This is a genomic window from Saprospira grandis str. Lewin (assembly GCF_000250635.1).
GTDB classification, from domain to species: domain Bacteria; phylum Bacteroidota; class Bacteroidia; order Chitinophagales; family Saprospiraceae; genus Saprospira; species Saprospira grandis.
Window position 1 is genome coordinate 1,874,772 of record NC_016940.1, and the last position, 13,170, is coordinate 1,887,941.

Below are 13,170 nucleotides of genomic sequence, written 5' to 3' on the forward strand. Positions count from 1 at the left end.
AAAATAAAATCCTCCTCCCCTTCTATCTATAAATAGATTTTTATATATTCATTTAGCTATTAGCTAAACCCTTGGAAACTGAATAGTTTTTGTGAACAGAAAAGCAAAAAGGGCCTTACTAATAGAAGAATGATTTTCTATATTTACAAGATATTGACTAGGCCTAGTTTTAGGGCCTAAATGATTATCAACAACGCATAAAGCAGCTGAAAATGAGCTACTCTTTTATTTCCAATGCCCATCCAGGTTATATTGACAACTTGTACAAGACCTATAAGGAGGACCCCGAACAGGTGGCCGAGGGCTGGAAACAATTTTTTGCAGGATTTGATTTTGCCATTGAGCAGGGGGCCGCAGGGCCTACCGATAGCATTGAAGGCGGGCTGTCTACTAGCCAACTTCAGAAAGAATTTGCTGTATTGGGACTGATTCACGGTTATCGTCAGAGAGGACACCTCTTGTCTACAACCAACCCCGTACGGCCCAGACGTTTTCGTTTCCCTAATGTTGACTTGGCCAACTACAACCTCTCAGAGGAAGATTTGGAGCAAAGTTTTATGGCGGGGGCCGAAATCGGAATGCCCAATGCCAAATTGAAGGATATCCGCAACCGACTAATTGAAGTCTACTGTGGCAATATTGGCGTAGAATACAGCCATATTGAACACCGTGACAAACGCATGTGGCTCCGTGACCGCATGGAGCAAAGCCAGCCTCAAAAGGCTTATGACCTGAGCATTTCGCAAAAGCGCCGCATTTTGGAGAAGCTCAATGGAGCTGTTGGCTTTGAAAACTTTTTGGCCAAGAAATATGTGGCCCAAAAACGCTTTGGTCTAGAAGGTGGAGAAACAACTATTCCCGCCCTAGATGCAATCATCTGCAAAGGCGCAGAGGAAGGCGTAGAAGAAGTGGTGATTGGTATGGCCCACCGTGGTCGCCTCAATGTTTTGGTAAACATTATGGGCAAAACCTATGACCATATCTTTAGTGAGTTCCAAAACGTCATGCCCGAAGAAACCTTTGGCGATGGCGATGTGAAATATCACCTAGGCTATGCCTCTAAGTATCCCACCCCTTCTGGCAAAGAGGTCCATATGAAGCTGGTGCCTAACCCCTCACACCTAGAGGCCGTAGGCCCTGTGGTTCAAGGTTATGCCCGCGCCCAGGCCGATGTTCTTTACACCTCTGACTTTGATAAGATTCTGCCTATTCTCATTCATGGAGATGCCGCCGTTGCTGGACAAGGAGTGGTCTATGAGGTGGTCCAAATGAGCCAACTAGAAGGTTATTATACTGGTGGAACCATCCATTTTGTCATCAACAACCAAGTTGGATTTACTACCGACTTTGAAGATGCTCGCTCTTCTACCTATTGTACTGGAGCTGCCGCCTTGGTGCAAGCCCCCGTTTTCCACGTTAATGGAGATGATCCCGATGCCGTTATTTTTGCCGCTACCCTAGCCGCTGAATATCGCCAGAAGTTTAATACAGATGTATTTATTGATATGGTTTGCTACCGCAAACATGGGCACAATGAAGGAGATGATCCCAAATTCACACAGCCCAAACTCTATGAGTTTATCAAAAATCATCGCGATCCTCGCTCGATCTATATCGATCGCCTCATCGAACAGGGTGCTATCGAAAAAGAAATGGCCGAGCAAATGGATAAAGAGTTTAACACCTTCTTGCAAGAGCGCTTTGACCGAGTAGAACAAAAAGAAGTAGACTATACACTTCAGGCCCCAGAAGTAGCCTGGAGCCAATTGCAAAAGAAAACCTCTTGGGAAGATTATCTAAAATCTCCCGATACCGCTATTTCTGAAGAGCAATTGACCTATATTCTCAACAACCTACAAGAGATTCCCAAGGACTTTAATATGCTCTCTAAGTTTAAGCGGATTCTTAAACGTAGCCAAGGCCATATCGAAGCCGGCCAATGCGACTGGTCGATGGCCGAGCATTTGGCTTATGGCTCTTTGCTTTTGGAGGGACATCCTGTACGCATGAGTGGACAAGATGTGAAGCGCGGGACCTTCTCGCACCGCAATGCGGTCCTCTATGATGTAAAAACCAATGAGCAATATAGCCGCCTCAACCACCTAAAAGAAGGAGAACAAGCCGAATTCCGCATTTTCAACTCTCTACTTTCTGAGTTTGCTGTTTTGGGCTTTGAATACGGTTATTCTTTGGCTTCTCCCGATAGCCTAGTGGTTTGGGAAGCACAGTTTGGCGACTTTGTCAATGGTGCCCAAACTATTATTGACCAATTTATTACTTCTTCTGAAAGTAAATGGGCACGCATGAGCGGTTTGGTTATGCTTCTCCCTCATGGCTATGAAGGACAAGGCCCCGAGCACTCTTCGGCTCGCCTAGAACGCTTCTTGCAAGCCTGCGCAGAATACAATATGACCGTAGCCAATGTGACTACACCAGCCAACTTCTTCCACCTCATCCGCAGACAATTGGCCCGCCCCTTCCGCAAGCCACTGATCCTGATGTCGCCTAAGAGTTTGCTCCGTCACCCAAGTTGTATTTCTGATTTTAAAGACTTTACCGTTGGTGGTTTCCAAGAAACCTTTGATGACGCTAGCGTAAAAGATGCCAGCAAAATCAAAAAAGTACTTTGCTGTACAGGCCGCCTCTACTATGACCTATTAGAGAAGAAAGAGAAAGAAGGACATGAGGATATCGCTATCGTTCGCCTAGAACAGCTCTACCCCTTCCCTCAGGCACAGGTCAATGAATTGATTAAGAAATATGCCAACGCCAAGTTCTTCTGGGTACAAGAAGAACCCTCAAACATGGGATCTTGGCAATATCTCTTGGCCTTCTACCGCAACTACGATTTGGGCCTCATCGCCCGCAAATCTAGTGCTTCTCCAGCTACGGGATACAAAAAACAACACAATCAAGAGCTAGAAGATATACTTCAACGAGCTTTTGCACCTATAGAAGAATTGGCGCAAAGCCATAAATAACGTAACTTTAGGGGCCGCAATACTGCGGCCCTTTTTTATGTATGCACCTTTGCCCTATGTCTATACTCTTTACCTTCATCGTATTGATTGCCGTCTTGGCCCTAGTCGCCGCCGTTTTCGCCTTTATGCTGCCCCAATCTTGGCGCATCGAAGAGGTGGCCCAACTAGCCGCTAGCCCCAAAGAACTATTGGCCCTCTTCCAAACACCAGCCAATTGGCCCAATTGGTCGGCCTGGACCAAAGAACAAGGCTACTCCTTCTCTTTTGAAGGCCCAGAAGCAGGCCCCGGCGCTATGATGTTCTGGAAAAGCAAGCAGATTTCTGCCAAACTTATTATTACCCAAGCCAACGAACAACAAATCAATTTTGAACTGGAGGTGGACCGCTCCCCACTCAAAATTCAAGGCATTATGGCCCTAGACAATAGTATTCCAGACTATACCCAACTCGCTTGGCGCCTAGAAGCCGACCTCCCACATAATAGCAAAGATCCCCTCGGACGATACCAAGCTTATTTTCTCAAAAATTACTTTAAGACTAGCCTTCTTTATAGCCTCCAACGCCTAGAAGCCGATTATGGCTTTTTTGAAGAGGAAGAAGAGGAGGAATAAAACTAGTCAATTGGGCCAAGGCCCTACAATCAGATCTTATTTATATGCAGTTATCTAACGACTATGTCTTTATTATGGCTGGGGGGCTCGGCACTCGATTTTGGCCCGCTAGCCGCCATAGCTTACCCAAACAGTTTCTAGATGTTTTGGGCGTGGGCCAAACGCTTCTCCAATTAACCGTCAAGCGCTTTGAAGCCTTTATCCCTAAGGAAAATATCTTTATCGTTACTTCTGAGGAACACGGCCAATTGGCCCTAGAGCAATCTGGCCTCGCCCCTCAGAATATCATTATGGAACCCGCCCGCAAAAATACAGCGCCTTGTATTGCTATGGGGATGCGCTTCCTAGAGCAAATTAACCCCCAAGCCCGGGTGATCCTCGCTCCCTCCGACCACCTGATTCTCAATGAGGCAGAGTTTGTTAAAAAACTACAGGAAGGTCTCGATTTTGTCGGCCAAAATGAGGCGCTTCTCACTCTCGGCATCCAACCCCACTACCCCAATACGGGCTACGGCTATATTCATTTTGATGCCCAAGCTCAGGGAAATATCTCTAAGGTGAAGCAGTTTACCGAAAAACCCCAGCTAGAAAAAGCTAAGGCCTTTTTGGCCGGTGGCGAGCATCTCTGGAATGCAGGCATCTATCTCTGGTCGGTCCAAAGCATCCAAAAAGCGTTGGCCAAACATAGCCCCAGCCTCTATCAAGCGTTCCAAAATTATAATGGCCAACTCCAAAATAAATTGGCCATTCCTCAGGGCAGCGCAGCCATCTATGAGCAAATAGAAAGCATTTCTATTGACTATGCCGTGAGCGAAAAAGCTGATAATATCTATACCCTACCCGCCGATATCGGCTGGTCTGATGTGGGCACCTGGCAGGCCCTCCAACAAGTGGCCCCCAATAAAGATGAGGATAATAACCTGGTCCTGGGCCTCGATAAAAAGCAATGCCAACTGAGCAATAGCAAAAATAATCTGCTCTATAGTAGCCAAAACCGCCCCGTCATTCTCTACGATCTAGACAATATGCTGGTGGTCGATGAGCCTCAATTGCTCCTCTTGGCCCCCCTCTCCGCAGAACAACATATCAAGGAGATTCGCCAAGCAGCCGTAGACCAATGGGGCGAGGATTTACTCTAAACTATTGCTTTGGGGCCCGCGGCCGGCTAGGCTTCGCCTAGGTCGGCCGCCGCTATGCTGCGGGGCTCACAGGTCTGTTCGGCCCTGCGGCGGCTTTGCCGCCTTGGTCTGGCGCTGTGCGCCACCCCTCCGCAGCGCTGGGCCTGCGGCGCTTCGCGCCTGCATAACGCAAAAAATAACGGCCCAAATAGCTAGAGATTCGGCCCTGCCCACTGAAAAAGGCGCAAAACCTAAGTTTTGCCCCTTTTTTTAGGCCCATTTGTTAGCATTTTGTTAAAAATAGAAAAAACGCAACAAAATGAAAAAAGGCAAAAGTTAGGTCCAGAACTAAACCAGTTGTGTCTGGAGCTAAACCAGTTAGGTCCAGAACTAAACTAGTTGTGTCTGGAGCTAAACCAGTTAGGTCTGGAGGTAAACCAGTTAGGTCTAGAGCTAAACTAGTTAGGTCTGGAGCTAAACCAGTTAGGTCTGGAGGTAAACCAGTTAGGTCTAGAGCTAAACTAGTTAGGTCTGGAGCTAAACCAGTTAGGTCTGGAGGTAAACCAGTTAGGTCCAGAACTAAACCAGTTGTGTCTGGAGCTAAACTAGTTAGGTCTGGAGGTAAACCAGTTAGGTCCAGAGCTAGGGCTGTTCAGGATTTTGTGTATTAGAATAAAATTTGGGCCTTTAGCTGCTTAGGATTTGGCCAATCATCGCCTAGGGACAAGCCGGGACTGTTCAGGATTTTGTGTATCAGAATAAAATTTGGGCCTTTAGCTTGTTAGGATTTGGCCAGTAGTCGCCTAGGGACAAGCCCCTAGGCTAACCCAATGGAGTCAGCCCTCTGCGAGGGCATCAACTGTTGATATACAAGACATTGTTCAGTTATTATCGCAGAGAAGAACCTTATCCAAAGGCCCTCTTTAGAGGGCTGTCTGAAAAAGCTAGCCTAGGGGCTTGTCCCTAGGCAGCAAAAAGGAGAAACACAAAATTTTAAACAGTCTCGACAAGCCCCTAGGCTAACCCAATGGAGTCAGCCCTCTGCGAGGGCCTCAACGGTTGATATACAAGGCCGTGTTCAGTTGTTATCGCAGAGAAAAACCTCATCCAAAGGCCCTCTTTAGAGGGCTGTCTGAAAAAGCTAGCCTAGGGGCTTGTCCCTAGGCAGCAAAAAGGAGAAACACAAAACTTTAAACAGACTCAGCGGCGGCAAAGCCGCCGCATGGCCGAAGGCCAAACGGCCACAACAAGCCCTTTAGGGCGCAGTTCGACGACCAACGGGAGTAACCGATGGGCAGCAGTGGCCGCAGGCCAGACCGAAGCCCAAAGGGCTGAAGGGCCGAGCGAATAGCGAGCTGCGAACCGTAGCGCCGACGAGCATAGCGAGGCGGAGGCCCCAAAACAACAGCGAGCTGCGAACCGACAACAAGAACTTTAGTTCGTAGTTCGATGACCGAAGGGAGTAACCGCCGCTACCATATATTCTGCGGAGGCCCCAAAAAACAAAAAAGGAGCAGTAAAAAAATTACTACTCCTTTTGCGCTCCATCAGTTAAAGATTAGATCTCTAGCTTTTTGGATTTTATTTTTCCCATCCGTTGAAACATGCCCATCAGCAGGCCGATCATCATCATGATGGAGCCGATCCAGACCCAATTGATGCCGGGGAAGACCAGGGCTTGGACCACCACATAGGCTTTTTCGGGACTATGGCTACGGACATCAAACTGCATTTTCATCCGATCTTTGCTTTCGGGCAATACCTGAGCAAAACGGAAATCGAGGCCCAATTCCTTTAGCTCAAAAGGAATATTAAGGGGCCGATTATCTCGGATGTACAAAAAGGGTTTGGCCAAATAAAAGCTATCCGAATTGAGCTCGTAGACCTTGAGAATGGCCGTAATGGGAATATCGCCCTCCTGAAACTTATAGGCCTCATTTTGGGGTAATTCGGTCCCAATTTGATCAAAAACGACATAATGACCAGGCGTGAAAAAGGTATCGCCCTGCTCAATAATATGCGACTCCCATTTGGCGGCTTCTTCCTCTTCTTTGCTGGCCTCTGGGTCTTCAAAAGCCCAATGCGGAATGGCCAAGGTAAAGATATCTTTCTCGAAATAATGCCGGGTGTTGGGATTGGCCGCACGGAACTTAAACTTGCCCTTGGGCAAAGAATCCCGAATCACATTGGGCGAGGTAATAAACTCCTCAAGGATGTTGCCTGCAGGGTCCTTTTTGGTAAACTTCAGCTCAAAAAACTGCTGATTTCCCTCGGCCCAATCGCGGCTGTATTCTACCGTATAACCATCGGCAATAGGGACCGGCTGTCCCTTGACCACCAAAACATTCTTATTGGATTGCGGATTGATATCATTGACCTCAATAGAGGTAAATCCCTCTGAAATGGGCCGTTTGAGTGCCCCAGAAAAGACCACCCCCACCATCAACAAACCAAAACCAATATGGGCCACAGGCGCTCCCGCCACCTTAATATTGCCCCGGAGGACCGAAACGATATAGTCTAAATTCGTAATCACGGTAAAAATTCCACTGCCCACCAGCAACCAATATTGCCAAGCCACAATAGAAGACCAAAGCATCAGGGGAACGGTAATTACAACCGACAAAACAAGGGCAAGGCCTAAATGCAAGCCCAAAAAGCGGCCAAAACTAGCCGAAATCTCTCGGCTGCGATAGCGCAAAAGCACCGAAATTCCCGACAAAAAGCCAATCAATACGCCAATCCACAATTGGTAGCGGTTATGATGGGCCACCTCATCTTCGGGAGGGGCAATATTGGTAATATCGCCACCGCCAACAAGGGCAGAAAAGGCATCGGCCAATTTGTTCCAAACGGGAATAGAGGTAGTGGCCGTAATCAAAATCGAAGAAAACAGCAGGACCAAAGCCCCTACAAACATCCAAAACTCTCTGGAGTAGCTGCTCTCTTCTTTTTCTACGCTAGGAATCTCTTTTTTGGCCTTAACATAAAGGACCAAAGGCCAAATACTCACGGCTCCCATAAAGAGAATGAGTTGCCACTCTAGGCCCATTTCGGTAAAAGCATGCACCGAAGTTTCACCCAAAACCCCCGAGCGCGTCAAGAAAGTCGAGTAGACAATCAAGATAAAGCTCAGAATAAAAAACAGATAAGTCGAGCGTATCGAATGCGGGCTATTGCGGGCCACCAAAGCCGTATGCGTACCCGCCAACATAATAATCCAAGGAACCAAAGAGGCATTTTCTACGGGGTCCCAGGCCCAATAGCCCCCAAAGCTCAAGGCCTCATAGGCCCAGGCGCCCCCCATCAGAATACCCGTACCGAGAATAGCGCCAGAAAAAAGCGACCAAGTCAGGGCCGGCTTAATCCAAGCCTTATGCTCTTTGGTCCAAAGTCCCGCAATCGCAAAGGCAAAAGGCACTAAGGTCGAGGCAAAGCCCAAAAAGAGGGTAGGCGGATGAATAGTCATCCAATAGTTTTGCAAAAGCGGATTCAGGCCCGTACCCTCAATCGATTGCAAATAATTGGGCATATTAAAAATGGGGGCCTCATGCACATTGCGCAGCAGCACAAAGGGGTTCGAGCCGATGCGGTCGTCTCCCTCGCCAAAATAAAAGCCCAAAATCATAGAGGTCAAAAAGGCCTGCACCAGCCCAAAAACGGCCAATACGGGCGCCTCCCATTTGTCTTTTCGGCTCATCAGGACAAAGCCCAAAACCACATGCCAAAACATCCAGAGCAAAAAGCTGCCCTCTTGGCCCTCCCAAAAGGCCGAAAAAATATACTGAAAGGGCAGGCTATCGGAGGTATGCCCCCAAACGTATTCATACTCATAATAACGAGCAATCATAATGTAAAACAACAGCCCAATCACGCCCAAAATACTCAGGCCATGAATGCCAAAGCCCCAGCGGCCAATCCGTTTCCAATCTCTACTTGTGGCCAAATCTGCTCGGCTATTAGTGGCCCCAGCATAGGCCCAAAGGGCCAACAGGCTACTCACAAATGCCAAAACAATCAGGCCGTGCCCAATGATTCCTGGCCACAAATGTTCTCCTTCGTAATTCATCTTCCCTAAATCAACTTACTAAAATAGAAAGCTCTTCAAGCCTCCTTATTTACTTACTACCTGCCTTGCTTTTTGGCTCTGCAGCGCCTGGTCCTGATACTTAGACGGACATTTTAGCTGCATATCATGCGCAATAAATTGACTGCCCTGCATCCGACCCGTCAATACAATCTGCTCCGAACGCTCAAAATCTTGCGGCTTGGCCATCTGCGCCACCACCTTTTTGATCGTCCCCTGCTCATCTTCCATATAAAAAGAAAAAGCATTGGCATCTTTTTCCGGATTATACACAATCGGGCGGGCATCATCGACCACCAACTGCCCCACAATCTGATGGTTGCGGTCTATTTCTTTCATAGCTACCGAAAAATCACCATAACTTTGGTAATCGCTAGCCTGCGTAATCAATACTCCAATAGCGGCGGCAATGACAATCAAAGCCAAAATTTGCATCTTTTTCATATCCTATCGTTTTTATCTCTACTATGATTTTGTTTTGGGGCTGCCCCGCCTTTTAGGCGGGTCGGGCTGTATCGCAGCTCGCAAGTCTGCTCGGCCCTGCGCCGCCTTTGGCGGCTGGGTCTGGCCCTTCGGGCCACTGCTGTCCATCCCTCAGCCGATGGGCCTTCGGCCCAGGCGGCTGCGCCGCCCAAATTGGCCCACAAAAGTACAATTTTTTAGGCGTTGGGCCAGTTCATCCCCTCATCTTTAAATCCTTGTTAAGTACAGCAAAACCCCTAAACAGGGCCATTTGCCCCAATAGATTAACCATTATGCGCTATTTGACGTTTATCTTCTTCTTTTCCTTTAAGCTATTTAGATCTTATCTAAATTATGTTTTTTTGCTGATTCCTACGGTGATTTGGGCCCAAAAGAGCCAAATAGACGCTCAAGTTTTGGGCAAAGAACAAGTTTGGCAAGCTCAAACTCAAGCCAAGGAGGGCCAAGTTTCTTTGAGCCTGCAATCCTCTAGCGGAAAAAGCTGGTCTTTTGAGGGCAAAAATTTGGCTTGGCGGGGACTAGTTGCGGGGACAGCCGGCCAAGTTTTTGGGGCCTTGCAATTTCAAGATAGTTTATGGAGAACGGATAGTTTACTGGCCCAATCGGCCAAGCAAAGCCTGCTTATTTTTGGCCTAGATACTGCTGGAAATTGGCTTTGGGAGCAAAGTTGGTCGCCCAAGGGCAGCAATAGCCTTTATCAATTGGCTTTGGGCCAAGAGCAACTCTATTTGTCGGGCAGTTTTAATGATAGTTTACTTTGGCAGGGCCAAAATTTGTATGGAGCGGGAATGAGTCAGGCCTTTTGGGCCAAAGTCAGTACAAAAACGGGAAAACTTTTAGCTTGGGGAGCTGGCCCAAAAAGTCGAGAAAGCTGGGGCCGCGCCATTTTGCCCTTAGGCAAGCAGCTCATTTGGGCCATAGAGTATAGAGACAGCCTAATGATAGAGCAGCAACTGCTCTTTAATAATCCCGTACACTCTGATTTTCTGCTTTTGCAGCTCGATAGTTTGGGCCAAAGCAAGAAGCTTTGGCCTTGGCAGGGTGTTTTTTCCGATCGGCCAGCTTTGCTCTTGGCCCACCCTCAAAAAGCAGATCGCTTTATGGTCTTGGGGCATTTTACGGGTTTGTTGGGACCAAAATCGGCTCCTCCCCTCTTCAAAACGGCCTATAAATACTATGATTACTTTTGGGCCGAGCTAGATACGGCTGGGCAAATTTGGGCCAAGGGGCAGAGCAACAGCCCAAGCAATATTTATATCCAAGCGGCTTATTGGGGAGAAAGAGGTTTATTTCTGGGCGGCTATTTTCAGGACTCCCTACAGCTGGCCGACAGTACTTATTTGGCCCAGGGCAAGCCCTATTCACCCTATTTGGTCCATTATGAGGGCGAACAAATGGAGCAATTAACTTTGCCTTGGGCGGAGGGCCGTTTATTGAGCATTTTGCCGCAGCCCAAGGGCTTACAATTGGCGGGCGAAGCTGCTGGGCGGGCCAAAATAGAGCGGGCAGCTTGGCCTGCGGCCAAGCTGCCCTTATTGGTCCAGATCGACTTAATTGTGGAAGGGCCCAGAACTTGGCGGGCTGCTCAGCCTATTGATAAATGGACCTTATACAACTTGCGGGGACAAAAAGTAGCAGCGGGAGAAGGAGCAAAGATTCAGTTAGGGCCAGAAATAGCTGCGGGCGTTTACAGTTTGCATTTGCAATGGGGGCAAAACCTAGCGGTAGAGCGTTTAGAAATATTGGAAAAGCGCTAGGGTGTTGGTCCAAAAGGCGCGCAGCGCCTTGGCTGAGGGATGGTAGGGGGTGGCCGAAGGCCAGACCGAGCTTTTGAGCGAAGCGAAAAAGCGAAGGGCCGAGCGAACAGCGAGCCCCCGCACAGCCCGACCCGCCTGCAAGGCGGGGCAGCCCCAAAAAAAGAAAAGCAGTAAACTCGGGGAGCTTACTGCTGTATATTTTAACCTATTTATGGCCTAGTAATTCAAAATCACGGGCATCACGAGCATGAGTAAATCTTCGCCGGGATTTTCTTCTTCTTGGCGGAGAACGCCGGCTCGGTTGGGAGACTCAAGATGCAGCAAAACATTATCGCCACCGATCACATTGAGCATTTCGACCAAAAACTTGGCATTAAAGCCGATGCTTAGGGTTTCGCCTTCATAGTAGCAGGGCATTTTTTCAGAAGCCTTATTGGAGAAATCGATATCTTCTGCTTCAATTTTGAGGTGTTCCTCAGAGATGGTCAGCTTCACTTGGTTGGTCACCTTATTGGCATAATTGGCGATCCGTTTGAGTGAATTGAGAAAATCTTGGCGCACCACCCGCATAGTTTTCGAGTTATTTTGGGGGATCACCGAATTATAATCGGGATAGCGGGCATCGATTAGGCGGCAGATAATAATCTGGTTGGCATAATAGAAAAAGGCATTGCTGCGGCTAAAGGCGATGCGGACATTGCCGTTATGGTCAGAAAGGCCATTTTTGAGTAGGTTCAGGGCCTTTTTGGGGAGGATCAGGCTAGTATCGGTAGTGGGTTCAATTTCGGTAAAGCTATACTTCACCAACTTATGAGCATCGGTAGAGACGAAAGTAACGCCCTGGGGGTTAATTTCGAGCAAAACCCCAGTCATAGCGGGGCGGAGCTCATCATTACTAGCGGCAAAAAGCGTTTTATTGATTCCTTCTAAGAGGAGTAATGCGGGCATTTCGATTTCCTCGGCGCTATCGGCTTGCGGCAACTTGGGATAATCGTCGCCATCTTCGCCGGCCAATTGGTACTGTCCAAAAGCCGAAGTAATCGTTATGGCAAAATTATTGGGATCTACTTGAAAGCTAAGAGGTTGCGTGGGCAACTGTTTGAGTGTATCGAGCAAAATTTTTGCAGGAACGGCCACAGCCCCTTCCTCTTCGGCATTAACTTCGAGTTCTGCCTGCACGAAGGTTTCTAGGTCGGTAGCGGTAATACGCAAGCGGCCATCTTCAAGTTGGAAGAGGAAGTCTTCCAGAATAGGTAGCACTGGGTTAGAGCCTAAAGCTCCATTAACGAGCTGGAGCTGTTCTTTGAGCTCTGCAGAGGATAGGGTAAAACGCATATTTTTCTGTAATGAAAATTTGATAAAATTTGGGCGTAATATACAAAAAGCTAGTCGAATTTGCCTGTTATGGCCCTATAAAGAAATAGGTAGTAAACAAATATTTCAAATAATCCATTAACTTAGGACAGCCAAAACAGCGCATAACAACTAGACTGACTTCTGTTCCTTATAAATAGGAAAAGTGATGGGTCATTAAATTCTACTTTATAATCACTATTAAATGTTAACAACTATGAACTGGACAGCATCCATTCGTTGGGGCCTAATGAGCCTCTTTCTCGTTTTTTCTCTGGCCCTATCGGCCCAAGTTTCTGTAGATGGTAAAACCTGCGTAGGGACCTGGAAAACCATTGATGATGAAACAGGCAAAGCCCGCTCTTATGTAAAAATCTATAAAGAGAACGGCAAATACTACGGTAAAATCACCAAACTGCTCAACCGCACAGCCGATGAAGACAAAGACCCTATCTGTGAGGTTTGCCCAGGCAACCGCAAAAACAAGAAGGTGGTCGGTATGACTATTATTGATGGTATGGAGAAAGAAAGTAAGCGCTATGCTGGCGGAAAAATCCTTGATCCTAAAAAAGGAAAACTCTATTCTTGCACGATTTGGCTAGATAATGCCAACACCCTCAAAGTAAGAGGTTGGTGGGGCATGTTCTACAGAACCCAAACTTGGCATCGCGTAGACTAATATTGGTAATTGAAAACGAGAGTAAATAAAAAAGGGTTGGGTAAATTCAATACTTTTTTACAAAATAAAATTTTGAAAAAATATTCTATAGCCTGCAACAT

General features: G+C 47.4%; 8 protein-coding genes. 5 read left to right on the forward strand and 3 right to left on the reverse strand.

Features of this window, described 5'->3' with window-relative positions; genetic code table 11:
• Nucleotides 1-212 precede the first annotated feature (212 nt).
• The 3 genes from SGRA_RS08430 to SGRA_RS08440 are packed head-to-tail and all read left to right on the forward strand — an operon-like array spanning nt 213 to nt 4,731.
• Nucleotides 213-2,981 (forward strand): 2-oxoglutarate dehydrogenase E1 component, encoded by a 2,769-nt coding sequence (locus SGRA_RS08430; RefSeq protein ID WP_015692224.1) that lies wholly within the window; start codon nt 213-215, stop codon nt 2,979-2,981.
• A 56-nt stretch (nt 2,982-3,037) separates the two neighbouring features.
• Entirely contained in the window at nt 3,038-3,592 is a 555-nt protein-coding gene (locus SGRA_RS08435; protein ID WP_148268307.1) for an SRPBCC family protein, read from the forward strand.
• 44 nt (nt 3,593-3,636) lie between these two features.
• Nucleotides 3,637-4,731: a mannose-1-phosphate guanylyltransferase gene (locus SGRA_RS08440; protein WP_015692226.1), complete on the forward strand. Its 1,095-nt coding sequence runs from the start codon at nt 3,637-3,639 to the stop codon at nt 4,729-4,731.
• Nucleotides 4,732-6,268: 1,537 nt separating this feature from the next.
• Here the strand turns inward: SGRA_RS08440 and ccsA are convergent.
• Nucleotides 6,269-8,779, reverse strand: a complete 2,511-nt coding sequence (ccsA, locus tag SGRA_RS08450; protein ID WP_015692228.1) for a cytochrome c biogenesis protein CcsA — start codon at nt 8,777-8,779, stop codon at nt 6,269-6,271.
• A 45-nt stretch (nt 8,780-8,824) separates the two neighbouring features.
• The gene (locus SGRA_RS08455; RefSeq protein ID WP_015692229.1) at nt 8,825-9,241 is read right to left on the reverse strand and encodes a cytochrome c maturation protein CcmE domain-containing protein; all 417 of its coding nucleotides are present in this window, start codon (nt 9,239-9,241) and stop codon (nt 8,825-8,827) included.
• A gap of 311 nt (nt 9,242-9,552) precedes the next feature.
• Between SGRA_RS08455 and SGRA_RS08465 the strand changes: the two genes are divergently transcribed.
• Nucleotides 9,553-11,037 carry a hypothetical protein gene (locus SGRA_RS08465; RefSeq protein ID WP_015692231.1) on the forward strand — a complete coding sequence of 495 codons (1,485 nt, stop codon included), beginning with the start codon at nt 9,553-9,555 and terminating at the stop codon, nt 11,035-11,037.
• Between the two features lie 216 nt (nt 11,038-11,253).
• Here SGRA_RS08465 and dnaN read toward each other — a convergent pair whose 3' ends face one another.
• A complete protein-coding gene (gene dnaN / locus SGRA_RS08470) occupies nt 11,254-12,372 on the reverse strand; it encodes a DNA polymerase III subunit beta (protein WP_015692233.1) in 1,119 nt (372 codons plus the stop codon).
• 235 nt (nt 12,373-12,607) lie between these two features.
• On the opposite strand from dnaN, the gene SGRA_RS08475 reads away from it, so the two are divergent.
• A complete protein-coding gene (locus SGRA_RS08475) occupies nt 12,608-13,069 on the forward strand; it encodes a DUF2147 domain-containing protein (protein ID WP_015692234.1) in 462 nt (153 codons plus the stop codon).
• Nucleotides 13,070-13,170 lie beyond the last annotated feature (101 nt).